Raw genomic sequence first — 15,821 nt, 5'->3', positions numbered from 1 at the left:
GAAGGCCGGGTCCGCGCGGACCCGGCCTTCTTTCTCTTGCTCGTGCTTGCGTCAGCGCTCGATCTCGCCGGCGATGAACGCCTCGACGGCGGCGTGCGCGTCGTGGTCGGCGTACTGCTCCGGCGGGGACTTCATGAAGTACGAGGAGGCGGAGAGGATCGGGCCACCGATCTTCCGGTCCAGCGCGATCTTCGCGGCGCGGACGGCGTCGATGATGACACCGGCCGAGTTCGGCGAGTCCCACACCTCGAGCTTCAGCTCCGCGTTGAGCGGGGTGTCACCGAAGGAGCGGCCCTCCAGGCGGATGTACGCCCACTTGCGGTCGTCCAGCCACGGCACGTGGTCGGACGGGCCGATGTGCACGTCGCTCTTGCTCATCTCGTGCGGGATCTGGGAGGTCACCGACTGGGTCTTCGAGATCTTCTTCGAGACCAGGCGGTTGCGCTCCAGCATGTTCATGAAGTCCATGTTGCCGCCGAAGTTGAGCTGGTACGTGCGCAGCAGCTCGACCCCGCGGTCCTCGAAGAGCTTCGCCAGGGCGCGGTGCACGATGGTGGCGCCGACCTGGCTCTTGATGTCGTCGCCGACGATCGGCAGACCGGCGTCGGTGAACTTCTTCGCCCACTCCGGGTCGGAGGCGATGAAGACCGGCAGGGCGTTCACGAACGCGCAGCCGGCGTCGATCGCGGCCTGGGCGTAGAACTTGTCGGCCTCCTCCGAGCCCACCGGGAGGTAGGAGACGACCACGTCGACCTGCGCGTCGCGCAGCGCCTGCGCCACGTCGACGGGCGTGGCGTCCGACTCCTCGACGATCTCGCGGTAGTACTGGCCGAGACCGTCGAAGGTCGGGCCGCGCTGCACGGTGACGCCGGTCGGCGGCACGTCGCAGAGCTTGATCGTGTTGTTCTCGCTGGCGACGATCGCCTCTGCGAGGTCCATGCCCACCTTCTTGGCGTCCACGTCGAACGCCGCGACGAACTTCACGTCCGAGACGTGGTAGTCGCCGAAGGTGACGTGCATGAGACCCGGGACGCGGTCGTTCGGGTCGGCGTTCCGGTAGTACTCCACGCCCTGTACGAGGGACGAGGCGCAGTTACCCACACCGACGATGGCGACGCGGACGGAGCCCATAGCGTCTGCCTCCTTCTTCTTCATCACGGCCGCTCTGTCCTGGACGTTCCAGGCGTGGGCGGGCTGTCGTTGTCTCCTCGGCCACCGGCCGTCCCGGGTCGCGGGTCGGCCGGGGCCCGGCCGGAGCGCTCGTTGGCGATGAGCTCCTCCAGCCAGCGGACCTCGCGCTCACAGGCGTCGAGCCCGTGGCGTTGCAGTTCCAGGGTGTACGCGTCGAGGCGCTCGGCTGCCCGGCCGAGCACGTCACGAAGACCTTCGCGACGTTCCTCGATCTTGCGGCGACGACCTTCCAGGATCCGGAGCCGGGTGGCCTGGTCGGTCCGGGCGAAGAACGCGAAGTGCACGCCGAAGCCCGTGTCGTCGTACGTCTCGGGTCCAGCCTGCGCTATGAGCTGGGCGAAGCGTTCCTTGCCCTCCGCGGTAATGGTGTAGACCACCCGACCGCGTCGGCTGGTCAGCGCGGGTACCTCCTCGGCGGTCGCGGGTGTCTCGGCGGCTTCGGCGATCCATCCCGCCGCCTGCAGCCGGCGCAGGGTCGGGTAGAGAGAGCCGTAGCTGATCGCCGCCCGGATGGCGCCGAGCTTGGCGGTCAGCTCCTTGCGCAGCTCGTAGCCGTGCATGGGCGCCTCCTGCAGGAGGCCGAGGATGGCGAGCTCGAGCACGGGCCATCCCTTCTTTCCCCCTGCGCGGAGCGCTAACCACCGCGATGTATCGGACCGATACATCGCACGTTAGCGGAGAGGCGAGGGTGGGGCAAACCCCTGCTTACGCGACGCGGCCCTCACGGATCGTGACCGTGGTCGCCTGGGTTCGCCGGAGCGCGTACCCTTTGCCGCATGCGTACGCAGCGCCAGGTCGTCGACTACTCGCTCCAGAAGCGGGCTGTGCTGCGTGAACTGCTCGCCGGGCGGGTCGGCACGTACGACGTCTGCGACGCCTCGCCGTACCTGAAGAACGCTGCTCGTTTCCACGGCGAGCCGACCGACCACCGCTGCCCGATCTGCCGCAGCGAGAACCTGATCCACGTCCACTACATTTACGGTGACGAACTCAAGCAGTCGGCCGGCCAGGCGCGTACCCGGGCCGAGTTGCCCGTCCTGGCCATGACGCTGCGTGAGTTCCAGGTGTTCGTGGTGGAGGTCTGCCCCGGCTGCGACTGGAACCATCTCGTCGAGCAGTTCCTGCTCGGCCGGGACGGTCTCGCGGGCGAGGCGGAGGACGCGGACGAGTCGGTCGCGGCCAACGGCTCCACCCCTCGGCGAAGGCGAGAGGCGCAACGGTGAACGCGGCTGTTCCGATCGCTGCCGGCCCATTCCCCGGGCGGCAGGATCGACAGCCCTTAAGCGTAATTAGTCCGAATAGGTCGGATTTTACGGGCACGCGCCGGTACCACCGGCGGGTAACGTCCCGTGTTCCAGCTCACGGCAACCCGGTGGCGGCGCCCCCGCGCCCCACCGCGACCGGCAGGGTGTGAGGAATGAACTACGGCGATCCCAGTTCTTCGCGTGGGCGGGCCCAGATCCCGGGCCCGAACGGCGACCCCGGTTCCGAAGGGAGCCGGGGCGGGAACGGTTGGTCCGGCACGGCTGAGGCCGGCCCCTCGGCGCGCGCCTCCGCGACACCGTACGGCGCGGGTGGCCGGGCCTCGGTCGGCGGCGCCGCTCCGGTGCCGCGCGGAGTGTCCGGCTCGGCCTCGGTCGGCCGGGCCGGTACGGGCGGACGCGCCTCGGTGCCCGTCTCGCCGGCACCCGCCGTCTCCGGGCGCGCGGGCGCCGGCCGGGCGTCGGTGCCGGTCTCCCCGGCCGCACCGGCCGGGCGTGCCTCGGTGGGCGCGGCGAGCGTCGGCGGGCGTGCCAGCGTGGGCGGACGCGCGAGCGTCGGCGCGGCAGCGGTCGGTGGCCGCGCCCGGGTGCCCGGCGCCTCCGGCGGAGGTCCCGGCGGCCCGACCGGCCCCGGCCGGCGTGGCCGCGGCGAGGACCCGGCGCGGGCGAAGAAGCGCCGCCGGATCAACATCCTGATCGCCGGCTTCGCCGTGTTCATCATGCTCGCCGGCATCGGCGTGGTGAGTTTCACCTGGTACTCCACCAAGGTGGTGCTCCCGGAGGACACCATCCCGCCGCTGTCCACCACCATCTACGACTCGAGCGGCAAGACGGCCATCGCCCGGATCGGCGACCAGAACCGCCAGCTGGTCACCATCGACCAGATCCCGGAGCACGTCCAGCACGCGGTCGCCGCGGCGGAGGACCGGAACTTCTACGAGCACTCCGGTGTGGACTACAAGGGCATCGCCCGGGCCGCGTGGAACAACCTCACCGGCGGCGACAAGCAGGGTGCCTCGACCATCACCCAGCAGTACGCGCGCAACGCGTTCGAGAACCTGAACCAGGACACGTACGGCCGCAAGGTGAAGGAGGCGATCCTCGCCTCCAAGCTGAACGACACGTACGACAAGCGCGAGATCATGCAGCACTACCTGAACATCATCTACTTCGGCCGCGGCGCGTACGGCATCCAGGCGGCGGCACGGACCTACTTCGGCAAGGACGTCAAGAGCCTGACCGTAGCCGAGGCCGCTGTGCTCGCGGCGCTGATCAAGCAGCCGGAGCCGAGCGCCACCCACCAGGGCTACGACCCGGCGATCAACCCGACCGCCGCGCTGGACCGGTGGAACTACGTGATCAACGGCATGATCACGGAGAAGTGGCTGGACGCGCCGAACATGCCGGCGCACCCCACCGAGTACCCGACGAACATCGCGAAGCCGTCGAAGAACAGCGGTGGCGGCTTCGGCATCGACACCCCGTACGGCAACATCGTCAACTATGTCTCGCAGGAACTGCGCGAGATGAAGCTCTGCACCGACAACGAGGCCGAGGCGACCGACAAGAAGCCGCTGTGCGCCAAGGCGCTGAGCCGGGGTGGTTACAAGATCACCACCACCATCAACAAGAAGATGCAGGAGGCGGCGCTCGACGCGGCCCAGCGGGCCAAGAAGGGCTCCGAACTCGCCGGCCAGCCGTCCAACCTGATGGCCGCCGTGGTGTCCATCGACCCGCAGACCGGGCGCGTGCTCGCCTACTACGGCGGCGACAACGGCACCGGCACCGACTACGCCGGGAAGAACGTCGACAACGGCGTGGTCAGCGGCGGTCACTCGCCGGGTTCGAGCTTCAAGATCTACACGCTCGCGGCGGCGCTGAAGGAAGGCATCTCGCTCAAGTCCCGATGGAAGGGCACGGCGTTCACGCCGAAGGGCACCAAGTTCAAGGTCAGCAACGCCGGCGCGGACAAGGTCTCCTGCGGTGACTCCTGCACGCTCGAACTGTCGACGCTCAAGTCGCTGAACGTGCCGTTCTACTACATCACCGAGAAGATCGGCCCGGACAAGGTGCTCGACATGGCCAAGCAGGCCGGCGTCACCACCATGTGGCAGACCGACACCAACCCGGCCAAGGCGCACGACCTGACCAAGGCCGACCCGAAGGATCTCGCGCCGTCGCCGTTCTTCCACGTCCTCGGCTACGGCCAGTACCCGATCACCGTGCTCGACCATGCCAACGGCGTCGCCACCTTCGCCAACCAGGGCGTCTACCACAAGGCGCACTTCGTCCGGAAGGTGGAGAAGCAGAACCCGGTAACCGGTAAGTGGGACCTGGTCGGCGCGGAGAAGCTCAAGGGGCAGCAGCGGATCGACAAGGAGATCGTCGCCGACGTCACGTCCGTGCTGAAGCAGTACCCGGGCCAGATCAACAAGCGCCTCGAGGACGGCCGTCAGGTCGCCGAGAAGACCGGTACCTGGGAACTCAACGACAAGACGACCGCCAACGGTGACGCCTGGATGATCGGCTACACGCCGCAGCTCGCCACCGCGGTCTGGGTCGGCAACGTCAAGGACCGCAAGGCGATCAAGTACAAGGACGGCCGGGACATCAGTGGCGCCCGGATGCCGGGTGACATCTTCCAGCGCTTCATGAACGACGCGCTCAAGGGCAAGGACAAGGAGGAGTTCCCGCCCGCGGCGAACGTCGGCGAGGACGACACCGGCAACGGCGAGGCCCCGCCGCCGCCGAACGAGCCCGGCCAGCCGGGTGGCCCGAACTGCGACCCGCTGGGCCTGTTCTGCCCGGGCGGCACGCCCGGAGGTGGCAACCCCGGCGGCGGTGACCAGGGTGGAACGCCCGGCGGGGGCGGGCTCCCCGGCGGCGGCGGACGCCCCGGTGGCGGCGGCGGTGGCGGCGGCGGGCTGCTACCCAGCACACCACCGACACGACAGAACTGACACGTACCACCTGACGACGGCGGCCGGACCTCGGGTCCGGCCGCCGCCGCGTTTCGCGTACCGGAATTTCTCCGCGCGCGACGGGACGGCGACCCCCGGTGTACGGCAGGATGCCTCTCCATGAGCACCCAGTCGCCCGCAGGCATCGATGAGCCCGGCGCGTCCGAGGCGTCGCCACGATCCGCAGAGACGGTGGACCATCCGTCCCGCTCGGACTGGTTCGTCCGGGGCGCCTCCGGTCTGATCGGCGGGCCGCTCGGCGACCACGCCGCCGCCCTCGACCGGCCCGCCGGCCGGGAGAGCCGGTTCTGGACCGCCGGCCGGATCGTGCTGGCCCTGGTGTGCCTGACGCTGGCCCTGCACTGGGTGCAGAAGTCGCCCTGCCAGGACGGCGCCTGGCAGAACAACGTCCAGTACACCCGGATGTGCTACACCGACGTGCTGGCGCTCTACTACGCCGAGGGGCTCAACGAGGGCAAGGTGCCCTACGCCGACCACCCGGTGGAGTACCCGGTGCTGACCGGCTACTTCATGGGCGCTCTCGGCCTGCCGGTGCATGCCCTCGGCGCCGACAACCCCGCCATCAACCAGGGCCAGTGGTTCTACAACCTGAACGCGCTGGTACTCGGCGCGCTCGCGGTCGCCACCGTCGCGGTGATCCTCAGCCTGCGCCGACGCCGACCCTGGGACGCCGCGCTGTTCGCGCTCTCCCCGGCGCTCGTGCTCACCGCCACCGTCAACTGGGATCTGCTCGCCATCGGCCTGGCCGCGTTCGGCCTGCTGGCCTGGGCGCGCGCCCGGCCCGACCGGTACGCGCTCCTGCTGCCCGGCGTGGCGGGCGTCCTCATCGGACTGGGCGGCGCGGCCAAGATGTGGCCGCTGTTCCTCCTCGGCCCGATCCTGGTCCTCGCGTTGCGCGCCGGCAAGATGCCGGCCGGGCTCGTCGCCACGGCGACCGCGCTGGTGACGCTCGTGGCGGTGAATCTGCCGGTGGCGATCCCCTACCGGGAGAACTGGGAACGCTTCTTCGACCTGAACACCACACGTCCCATCGACTGGGGCACGCTCTGGTACATCGGCCGCTACCTGGACGGCCGGATCAGCCCGTCCTCGCCCGGCCAGCTCGGGCCCTTCGAGTGGCTCAACGCGAACATCTCCACCCTCAACTGGCTGTCGTATCTCCTCTTCGGCCTGGCCTGCCTCGGCGTGGCCGGACTGGCGCTGCTCGCGCCGCGCCGCCCCCGGCTGGCCCAGCTCGCCTTCCTGGTGGTCGCCGCGTTCCTCATCTTCAGCAAGGTGTGGTCCCAGCAGTTCGTGCTCTGGCTGCTGCCGCTCGCGGTGCTCGCCCGGCCGCGCTGGGGCGCGTTCCTGGCCTGGCAGGTCGCCGAGGTCTGCTACTTCGCCGCGTTCTACGGCGAACTGCTCGGCACGGCCATGTCCCGGCCGGTCTTCCCCGAGGGCGTCTTCGTGCTGGCGTCGAGCCTGCGCCTGATCACCGTGGCGGTGCTCTGCGGGTTCGTGATCCGGGACATCATGCGGCCCGAACTGGACGTCGTCCGGCACACCTACGCCGACGACCCGGACGGCGGGGTGCTCGACGGCGCGCCCGACGCGCCCTGGCATCAACGCTGGCGCGCGCGTGCCGCCGAACGGCCCGCCGAACCCGTTCCGGTGTGACCGAGACGGTCGTGTTCCGGTCTACAGCCGGAACACGACCGCCTCGCCGACCTGCTCCCGGGTCACGCCCGGCGTGTCGACCGGCCGGTCGAGCATCCCCTCCCACGGGGTGCCCGCCAGCTCGTCGCGCAGCACGACCACGTTCTTCACCCCGATCTGCCGCAGGTAGTCGACGCTCGCGTAGTCCGGGAAGCTCACTGTCGCCTCGCGGATCCGGGCCTGGGAACGCGGCGTGAAACCGCTGCCGCCGTTGACCATCGGCTGGAACCGGTCGGTGGACCAGAGCATCACCGGCTGGTCGAGGTTCTGGCTGCTCGGCAGCACCAGCATCGGGCCGTCGACGGTCCGCATCGCCGCCGGCTGCCGCGGCACCACCGGCTGCGGCGTCGCGTTCAGCCCTTCCACGAGCACCAGCGCCAACGGCAGCAGCGTGGCCAGGCGCAGCCACGGGCCCGGCCACGGCGGCACCCGTTCGGCGGCCAGCTCGCGTACCCGCATGCAGAACGCGGTGACCGCGCCGGCCGCGAGCAGACCCAGCAGCAGCGTGGTCCAGAGCATCATCCGGCCCGGCGTGCGCAGCCCGCTCCAGCCCGGCAGGTAGTCGAACAACGGCACGTAGGTGAACCGGCCGCCGAAGAACCGGGTGCCCATCGCCAGCGCCATCGTCACGAGCACCCCGGCGAGCAGGAAGATCCGGTGCCGGACCCGCCAGACCGAGAAGAACAGGCCACCGGCGGCGAGCGCGTAGAGCGCGAAGCCCGGCAGCAGCGTCATCTCCGGGTGCCAGGGCAGCACGGCCCGGGCGCCCTCGTGCAGCCCGCCCCAGACCCGGGATTCGGCCGGCGCGGTGAAGAACCCGCTCACCGGCGGCGAGTAGAGCCCGATGTCACCGAGCGTCCGCTCCGCGTTCGGGTGCAGCTCGGCGACCTTGAAGTACGGCACCGCCAGCGCCGCGCCCACCGCGGCGAACGCGAGCCCGCCGAACACGTCGGCCAGGAACAGCCGCCGCCCGAACGGACGCTTCACCCGGCGCCGCCGCACGAACCACAGCACCACCGCGACCACACCGGTCCCGGCCAGCATGTACGCGAACGGCAACCCGATGCCGAACCCCAGGCTGAGCTGCCACGCGGCCACCAGCCACCCGGCGAACGCCCAGCCCGCGTGCCGGCGGCGCGGCCGGTAGCCGTACCGCAGCGACCAGCCGTGACCCCGGGCCAGCATGGCCAGCGCCAGTGGGATGCCGCCGTTGGAGAGGATGTGCAGGTGCCCCGCCTGGGCCAGCAGCCACGGCGCGTAGGCGAAGCTGGCCCCGGCCACCGCGCCGCCGATGCGGCCCGCGCCGAGCTGCCGGGCCAGCACGTACGCGCCGAACGCGGCGAGCGCGTGCGCCAGCACGAACATGATGTTGTAGCGCAGCACGGCGTGCTCCGGACCGGCCCCGATCAGGCCGGCCGGGGCGTACCCGAGGAGCGTGTCGGAGAACGCGAAGCTCCAGTTCTCCGGATAGAACGTGTTCGCGTGCCACAGCATCGCCGGGTCGGTCCGCAGGATGTGGCCGGACCACGCCATCTGCCACGCCTGCAGGCTCGGATCCCAGTAGTCCTGCGGCAGCGTGTGCCGCGGATAGCGCAACGTGGGCCAGGTCATCGCCGCGGCCAGCGCCAGCGCGGCGACGGCGGCGAGCGTCCACTCGTGCACCAGGAACCGGCCGACCGCGCGGACGGCCCGGCGGGCCCGGCCGAGCACCGGCTCCGGCGCGGGCCCGAACGCGGACCAGGGATCGGCGGGCTCGTCGCCGGCCGTACCCGTTGCGCTCTTGTCCCCGGCGCCGGCCTTCTCTCCGGTGGCGTCGTCCCGGGCGTCGGCCTTCTTCCCGGTGGCGTCGTCGCTGACGGAGCTGTCCCCGGCGCTCCCGGCCCCGTCGGAAGGGTTCGCCCCGGCCTTCTCCGTGTCGTCCTTGCCGGATGCGCTCCCGGCCGTACCACCCTCGCCGGGCGGGGCCGCCCCGGCCGTCTCGTCCGGCCGGTCCTGCGTGCCCGTCCCGTCCGGGAGGGGCTCGGCGCCGGGGCGGCCGGTGGTGCCGGACTGCTCGGTCGTCACGCCGCCGCGCCCAGCTGCCCGCGCAGGAACGCGATGTCGGCGGTCTGACCCTCGACGCCACCGGGGGTCTCCACGATCACCGGCGCGCCCGCCGCGCGGATCACCGCCACCAGCAGCTCCGGGTCGATGGTGCCGCCGGTCAGGTTGTCGTGCCGGTCCTGGCCGGAGTTGAACGCGCCCTTGGAGTTGTTGGCGTGGATCAGGTCGATCCGGCCGGTGATCGCCTTCACCCGGTCGACCAGGCCCAGCAGTTCCTCGCCGCCCGCGTACGCGTGGCAGGTGTCCAGGCAGAAGCCGACCTCGTGGTCGCCGAGCGCGTCCCAGAGCCGGGCCAGCGAGTCGAGATGCCGGGCGCAGGCGTTGTCGCCGCCGGCGGTGTTCTCGATCAGCACCGGCAGCGGGAAGCCGCCCGAGTCCGCCGCGTACGCGAAGGTCTTGCGCCAGTTGTCGAAGCCGACGGCGACGTCGTGGCCGGCGTTGACGTGGCCGCCGTGGACGATCAGCCCCTTGGCCCCGACGTCCGCCGCGGCGGTGGCGTGGGCGAGCAGCAGCTTGCGGCTGGGGATGCGGATCCGGTTGTTGAGCGTGGCCACGTTGATCACGTACGGCGCGTGCACGTAGAGGTCGACGTCGGCGGAACGCAGGCGCTCGGCGTCCTCGCGCGGCTTCGGGGCCTTCCAGCCCTGCGGGTCGGCCAGGAAGAACTGGACCGCCTCGGCCTGCCGGGCGGCCGCCTCGGCCAGCGGGTCGGTCGGGTCGACGTGGGCTCCGATTCGCATGCAGGGCAGCCTACGTCGCGCCTGGGACGGTCGGCGCGCTCGCGCGAGGCGCCCGGCGGGTCGAACGCGTCACCACCCGGCCCGGCGGTCGTTGTCCGAGGTGGGATCGATGGTCGACGCTCCGCCCGAACGTGGTCCACAGCACGGACGGGCGAGGGTGGACCCCCGGAAACGGGACGCCCCGCCGTGCGGCCCGGCACGACGGGGCGGGATCCGCTCGTCATCCCGGTACGGGAGGCCAGCAGTAGGACCAATTCCTCCATTTACCCCAAGTGGTGACGAGAGCCATTGTATGGTCAGACCAGGTGACAACACGATAAAGCTCCGCGGGGCGTCTTCGATCCAACCTCATCGGTGTGGTCGTTCCTCCCCAGGTCCCACCCAAGGAATGCGGACGGGACGCCCCGCGGTCCCGTGGACAGGGGTCCACCTGCCGGCTCGCCGGAGGTGGGCCCCTGTCGCCGCACCCGGCTCACCGGGACCACCGGCCCGGCCATGATCGTCCGGACCGGCTATCCTGGTCCGGTTGTCCGTGTGTCCGGCCGGGTTCCCCCGGCACCGGCGCGGGCAACGACGCACGACCTCCTGCCACGGAAGGACCGTGGCCGCTTAGCCCACAGGAGGTGAGCACGTCTTGCGTCATTACGAAGTCATGGTGATCCTCGACCCCAGCCTCGAGGAGCGCACCGTCGCCCCGTCGCTCGACACGTACCTGAACGTGATCCGGACCGCGGGTGGCTCGGTGGAGAAGACCGACGTGTGGGGCCGCCGGCGCCTCGCGTACGAGATCAACAAGAAGGCCGAGGGCATCTACGCCGTCATCGACCTCCAGGCGACGCCGGAGGCCGTTGGCGAGCTGGACCGTCAGCTCCGACTCAACGAGTCGGTGCTGCGCACCAAGGTCATCCGCCCGGAGATGCGCTGAGCATCTAGACCCGGACGTCCGGATCACAAGCCTCATCCACGCTGTCGTACGGCTCTGAGAGCCTGAACGGCACAAAGATGAGTGCGCGAGGAGATGGTCATGGCAGGAGACACCACCATCACGGTCATCGGCAACCTGACCGATGACCCCGAGTTGCGATTCACCCCCTCCGGCGCGGCGGTCGCCAAGTTCCGGGTCGCTTCGACGCCCCGGTTCATGGACAAGGCCTCCGGCGAGTGGAAGGACGGCGAGCCGCTGTTCCTCTCGTGCACGGTCTGGCGCCAGGCCGCCGAGAACGTCGCCGAGTCGCTGCAGCGCGGCGCTCGCGTGATCGTGTCCGGCCGACTGCGCCAGCGGTCGTACGAGACCCGCGAGGGTGAGAAGCGCACCGTCATCGAGCTGGAGGTCGACGAGATCGGCCCGTCGCTGCGCTACGCCACGGCGAAGGTGCAGAAGATGTCCCGCTCCGGTGGCGGTGGCGGCGGCTTCGGTGGTGGTGGCGGCCAGGGCGGCGGCGGAGGCAACTTCGACGACCCCTGGGCCTCTGCTGCCCCCGCCCCCTCCCGCGGTGGTTCGGGCGGAAACTTCGACGAGGAGCCTCCGTTCTAATGGCGCCGAGCGCCCGCGATCGCAAACCAGGAGCACGAGCAATGGCTAAGGCTGCGGCACTTCGCAAGCCGAAGAAGAAGGTGAACCCGCTCGACAAGGACGGGATCACCTACATCGATTACAAGGACACCGCGCTGCTGCGCAAGTTCATCTCCGACCGCGGCAAGATCCGCGCTCGACGGGTGACCGGCGTGACCTCGCAGCAGCAGCGGCAGATCGCCCGTGCGGTCAAGAACGCCCGCGAGATGGCGCTCCTGCCGTACACGGCCACGACCCGCTGAGAGGAGGCACGGACATGAAGATCATCCTGACTCAGGAGGTGTCCGGCCTCGGCTCTCCGGGCGACATCGTCGAGGTGAAGGACGGCTTCGGCCGTAACTACCTGCTGCCGCAGGGCTTCGCGATCGCCTGGACCAAGGGCGCGGAGAAGCAGGTCACGGTCATCAAGCGGGCCCGCTCGGCCCGCGAGATCCGCGACCTCGGCCACGCCACCGAGGTCAAGACCCAGGTCGAGGGTCTGAAGGTCAACCTGAAGGCCCGCGCCGGCGACGGCGGGCGGCTCTTCGGCTCGGTCACCCCGGCCGAGATCGTCGACGCCGTCAAGGCCGCCGGCGGCCCGACCCTGGACCGCCGCCGGCTGGAGCTGCCCGGCCACATCAAGTCGCTCGGCTCCTACCCGGTCAGCATCCGGCTGCACCCGGAGGTCACCGCCAAGTTCGACCTGAACGTGGTCAAGGGCTGACACCCGAAGCACGACGCGAAAGGCCCGCACCGGTCGCCGGTGCGGGCCTTTCCACATCCCCGCCGCTCAACCGAGCGGCCTGCCCGTCACCGCGCTGATCACCACGGTGGACAGGCCGCCACCCACCACCGCGGCCGCCAGCGCCACCGTCGCCGACCGCCACGTCGTCCCGACCCGCCGCAGCAGCACCGCCACCACCAGACTGCTCACCATCGCCAGCCCGAACCGCGGCGCCGCCGACATCAGCGACTCCAGCGCGTGCGCACGCGGCGAGTCACAGCCACCGCCGGTGATGTCCGTGACGCACCCCGCCGGAGGCTGACCGCTCAGGAACAGCAGACCGATCACCAGCAGCACCGCCGGAACCAGATAGCAGGCCGCCGTGTAGACCAGCGGCCGCAACGGACCACCCGGATCCGGGTCCAGCAGGTCGTCCTCCAGCCGCCGGCCCCACGAACCGCCGCCGATCGTCTCCACCCGCCGCCGCAACGTCGACGGCGCCGGCTCCACCGGGCCACGGCGAGGCACGGTACGCGGACGCGGCGCCGAGTACGCCACCGCGGGCGAGCGCGGAGCCGTCGACGGCGTCTCCATCCACCGGGGATCGTCACCGGAGAGCCGGGTACCCGACCAGAACGCCTCAGCCCGTTCCGGTGACGCCCAGCCCTCCCGCACCGGCGGCGCCGAACGGTCCCACGGATCGGCCTGCGCGTACCGGTCGCCGGTGTCCCGCACCGGCTCCAGGAAACCGGTGTCGGTGAACCGGTCCCACTCACCCGTGTGCTCCGTACGGTCCCACCGGCTCTCCGCCCGCTCCCGGCGGCTCGCGGGCACCGGCCGGTCCCAGGCGTGCACCCCCGACGCATCCCACGGATCGACGGCGGGCGGCTCCACCTGCTCACGCTCAGCCGTCCGGCGACGCTGCCACGGATCCGCCGCCGGTTGCGGCCGCGCTGACTCCGCCGACGCCCTCGCCGCCGTCTGCCCCCAGCTCGGCTCCGACTCCGCAGCCGTCGCCGCCGACCGGCCCGCATCCGACGCCGCCGGCCACTCGGCATCCGTCCCCGAACGCGACCACGCACCGTCCGAGGCCGCCGGCCGCGACCAGGCGGAGTCCGACCCGGCCGGCGGCGGCCAGGAGGAACCCGACGCCGACCGGCGACGCCGACCCACCGGCCGGTCACCGTCCGATCCCGCCGGCCCCTCGCTCGCACCCGCCGACTCCGGCAGCCCGGACCAGGTCACCTGCGGCCGGCGCGTCGCCGCCCGACGCGGACGACTCCGGGGCGCCGGCCCCGACACCGGCTCGTCGTCCTCGTCCGCGCGCCGGTTGCCCACGTACCCCCGCTCCTGCGGGGCGTCCATCGTCCACTCGGCGGTGTGGTCCGACAACGGACCCGCGCCGATCGCGCGCAGATCGCGACGCGGGCCGGCGTCCGCCCGCCGGCCACCGCCGGAGGACGGCGTCTCCACCTCGTCGTCGTCCGGCGCGGCATGCCGGCCGCCGCCGTCCACGCGACTCACCCCGGACTCCAGGGCCCAACGGGGAAGGTACGTCTCCACCGGCTCGTCCTGGCCACGCTCGATCGCCCGCCGCCGGCTCGCCGTGCGGTAACCCTCCGGCGCGTACGGGTCGACCCGGCGCGGCCCGGCGGACTCGTCCCAGGAACCGCTCGGCCGTCGCTCGCGCGGGCTGTCCTCCCCGCGTCCCCAGTCCCGGTGTCTCACGGCCGGAGCGTGACCTCTCTCAACCCGAAAGTAAACCCGCTGTCCCAGGTGTCGCCGTTCGCAGCGATAGTACGGGACGAACGACGACAAAGCTCAGCCGGAAATCTTCCGTCCACAGGGTGGGGATAGGAAAAGCCCAGGTCAGAGGCGATAAGCCCGGAATTCCCCATCACTTTTCCACACCCCTGTGCACACCCTGCGCACATGCTTGTCCCCAGGCGTCCACAGGTTGTCCCGAGGCTCATCCACCGGCCTTGTTGAGCGGTTGACCTCGGGTTCCGTATCGTGGTCCACCGACCGCCGGGCGATGACCCCCGATCGACCGGAGGGTCGGCGCAGAGTTGTCATACCCCGGCGATACAGCTGGACTCGATCCGACGCAGCGAGGGGGGAACCCGTGTCGGTCACCGACGAGACGCGTGCGGAACGGACCGGGGGGCAACCGCCCGAGCCGCGGCCGCGCGATGCGGCGTTCGAGAAGACACCACCCCAGGACGTCGCCGCCGAGCAGTGCGTACTCGGCGGCATGCTGCTCTCCAAGGACGCCATCGCGGACGTCGTGGAGATCCTGAAGACCAACGACTTCTACCGCCCGGTCCACGCCACCATCTTCGACGCGATCCTGGACATCTACGGACGCGGCGAACCCGCCGACCCGATCACCGTGGCGGCCGCGCTCGCCGACTCCGGCGACCTCGCCCGCATCGGCGGCGCCCCCTACCTGCACACGCTGATCGCCAGCGTGCCCACCGCCGCGAACGCCGCCTACTACGCCCGCATCGTCGGCGAACGAGCGGTGCTCCGCCGGCTGGTCGAGGCCGGCACCCGGATCGTGCAGCTCGGCTACGGCACCGGCCCGAGCGGCAGCCGCGACGTGGACGACATCGTCGACCTCGCCCAGCAGGCCGTCTACGAGATCACCGAGAAGCGCGTCAGCGAGGACTTCGCCGTCCTGGCCGACATGCTCCAGCCGACGCTCGACGAGATCGAGGCGGTCGGCGCCCAGGGCGGGGTGATGACGGGTGTGCCGACCGGCTTCACCGACCTCGACCGCCTGCTCAACGGCCTGCACGCCGGCCAACTCATTATTGTTGCAGGCAGGCCTGGTCTCGGAAAATCAACGGCGTCTATGGATTTTGCCCGGAATGCTGCGATTCGAGCGAATCAAGCGTCGGCGATCTTCTCGCTGGAAATGAGCAAGGTCGAGATCGTCATGCGACTCCTCTCGGCCGAGGCGCGCGTACCGCTGCACGTCCTACGCAGCGGGCAGCTCTCCGACGACGACTGGACCAAGCTGGCCCGCTGCATGGGCGAGATCAGCGAGGCACCGCTCTTCGTCGACGACACGCCCAGCATGAACCTCATGGAGATCCGGGCGAAGGCGCGGCGGCTCAAGCAGAAACACGACCTGAAGCTGATCGTCGTCGACTATCTCCAGCTGATGACCTCGCCGAAGCGCACCGAGAGCCGGCAGCAGGAGGTCGCGGACCTGTCCCGTGGCCTGAAGCTGCTGGCCAAGGAGGTCGAGTGCCCGGTGATCGCGGTGAGTCAGCTGAACCGTGGTCCCGAGCAGCGCACCGACAAGCGACCGCAATTGTCCGACTTGCGCGAATCAGGATCAATTGAGCAAGATGCCGACGTTGTAATACTTTTGCACCGCGACGACTACTACGACAAGGAGTCGCCGCGGGCAGGCGAGGCGGACTTCATAATCGCCAAGCACAGGAATGGGCCGACGGACACGGTGACGGTCGCGGCCCAGCTGCACCTGTCGCGCTTCGTGGACATGGCGATCGTGTGACCACCGATGGGCGCCGGCTGACTCCCTCCCAACGGGAGGACATC

Annotated in this window: 13 protein-coding genes; 8 read left to right on the top strand and 5 right to left on the bottom strand. The window is 70.7% G+C overall.

The genetic code is table 11. From position 1 onward, the window contains the following. Positions 1 to 51: 51 nt before the first annotated feature. Together V6U82_RS12580 and V6U82_RS12575 are read right to left on the bottom strand one after the other, a co-directional pair. Positions 52 to 1,131, bottom strand: coding sequence for an inositol-3-phosphate synthase (locus tag V6U82_RS12580; protein WP_128138742.1), 1,080 nt, complete (start codon positions 1,129 to 1,131; stop codon positions 52 to 54). Between the two features lie 23 nt (positions 1,132 to 1,154). After that, complete coding sequence (locus V6U82_RS12575; RefSeq protein WP_120572535.1) at positions 1,155 to 1,793, bottom strand: PadR family transcriptional regulator; 639 nt, start codon at positions 1,791 to 1,793, stop codon at positions 1,155 to 1,157. Positions 1,794 to 1,967: 174 nt separating this feature from the next. Between V6U82_RS12575 and V6U82_RS12570 the strand changes: the two genes are divergently transcribed. The 3 genes from V6U82_RS12570 to V6U82_RS12560 all read left to right on the top strand — a co-directional run bounded on the left by V6U82_RS12570 (position 1,968) and on the right by V6U82_RS12560 (position 7,090). Continuing rightward, positions 1,968 to 2,414 (top strand): DUF5318 domain-containing protein, encoded by a 447-nt coding sequence (locus V6U82_RS12570; RefSeq protein ID WP_120572536.1) that lies wholly within the window; start codon positions 1,968 to 1,970, stop codon positions 2,412 to 2,414. A gap of 194 nt (positions 2,415 to 2,608) precedes the next feature. Next, on the top strand, positions 2,609 to 5,413 hold the full coding sequence (locus tag V6U82_RS12565) for a transglycosylase domain-containing protein (protein ID WP_334460999.1): 2,805 nt from the start codon (positions 2,609 to 2,611) through the stop codon (positions 5,411 to 5,413). Positions 5,414 to 5,533: 120 nt separating this feature from the next. Beyond that, positions 5,534 to 7,090, top strand: coding sequence for a glycosyltransferase family 87 protein (locus V6U82_RS12560; RefSeq protein WP_128137517.1), 1,557 nt, complete (start codon positions 5,534 to 5,536; stop codon positions 7,088 to 7,090). Between the two features lie 21 nt (positions 7,091 to 7,111). Here V6U82_RS12560 and V6U82_RS12555 read toward each other — a convergent pair whose 3' ends face one another. Together V6U82_RS12555 and V6U82_RS12550 are read right to left on the bottom strand one after the other, a co-directional pair. After that, positions 7,112 to 9,193 carry a hypothetical protein gene (locus tag V6U82_RS12555; RefSeq protein WP_334460998.1) on the bottom strand — a complete coding sequence of 694 codons (2,082 nt, stop codon included), beginning with the start codon at positions 9,191 to 9,193 and terminating at the stop codon, positions 7,112 to 7,114. Then, positions 9,190 to 9,972 (bottom strand): deoxyribonuclease IV, encoded by a 783-nt coding sequence (locus V6U82_RS12550; RefSeq protein ID WP_128137518.1) that lies wholly within the window; start codon positions 9,970 to 9,972, stop codon positions 9,190 to 9,192. The genes V6U82_RS12555 and V6U82_RS12550 overlap by 4 nt, the downstream gene beginning before the upstream one ends. A 634-nt stretch (positions 9,973 to 10,606) precedes the next feature. On the opposite strand from V6U82_RS12550, the gene rpsF reads away from it, so the two are divergent. The 4 genes from rpsF (at position 10,607) to rplI (ending at position 12,248) form a co-directional block, all read left to right on the top strand. Continuing rightward, the gene (rpsF, locus tag V6U82_RS12545) at positions 10,607 to 10,897 is read left to right on the top strand and encodes a 30S ribosomal protein S6 (RefSeq protein WP_013289357.1); all 291 of its coding nucleotides are present in this window, start codon (positions 10,607 to 10,609) and stop codon (positions 10,895 to 10,897) included. A gap of 81 nt (positions 10,898 to 10,978) precedes the next feature. Beyond that, positions 10,979 to 11,506, top strand: coding sequence for a single-stranded DNA-binding protein (locus tag V6U82_RS12540; RefSeq protein WP_018788497.1), 528 nt, complete (start codon positions 10,979 to 10,981; stop codon positions 11,504 to 11,506). A 41-nt stretch (positions 11,507 to 11,547) separates the two neighbouring features. Continuing rightward, a complete protein-coding gene (gene rpsR, locus V6U82_RS12535; RefSeq protein ID WP_013289355.1) occupies positions 11,548 to 11,787 on the top strand; it encodes a 30S ribosomal protein S18 in 240 nt (79 codons plus the stop codon). A gap of 14 nt (positions 11,788 to 11,801) precedes the next feature. Beyond that, complete coding sequence (rplI, locus tag V6U82_RS12530; protein ID WP_091413477.1) at positions 11,802 to 12,248, top strand: 50S ribosomal protein L9; 447 nt, start codon at positions 11,802 to 11,804, stop codon at positions 12,246 to 12,248. 66 nt (positions 12,249 to 12,314) lie between these two features. Here the strand turns inward: rplI and V6U82_RS12525 are convergent, their stop codons facing one another. Continuing rightward, positions 12,315 to 13,976 carry a hypothetical protein gene (locus V6U82_RS12525; protein WP_334460997.1) on the bottom strand — a complete coding sequence of 554 codons (1,662 nt, stop codon included), beginning with the start codon at positions 13,974 to 13,976 and terminating at the stop codon, positions 12,315 to 12,317. Positions 13,977 to 14,373: 397 nt separating this feature from the next. On the opposite strand from V6U82_RS12525, the gene dnaB reads away from it, so the two are divergent. Then, complete coding sequence (gene dnaB / locus V6U82_RS12520) at positions 14,374 to 15,777, top strand: replicative DNA helicase (RefSeq protein ID WP_334460996.1); 1,404 nt, start codon at positions 14,374 to 14,376, stop codon at positions 15,775 to 15,777. The last annotated feature ends 44 nt before the right edge of the window (positions 15,778 to 15,821 follow it).

This window comes from Micromonospora sp. CPCC 205554, from assembly GCF_036902745.1.
In the GTDB taxonomy this organism is placed as follows: Bacteria; Actinomycetota; Actinomycetes; order Mycobacteriales; family Micromonosporaceae; genus Micromonospora; species Micromonospora tulbaghiae.
Note: the sequence above shows the minus strand (reverse complement) of the source record. Positions and strands in the feature narration are given on the sequence as shown.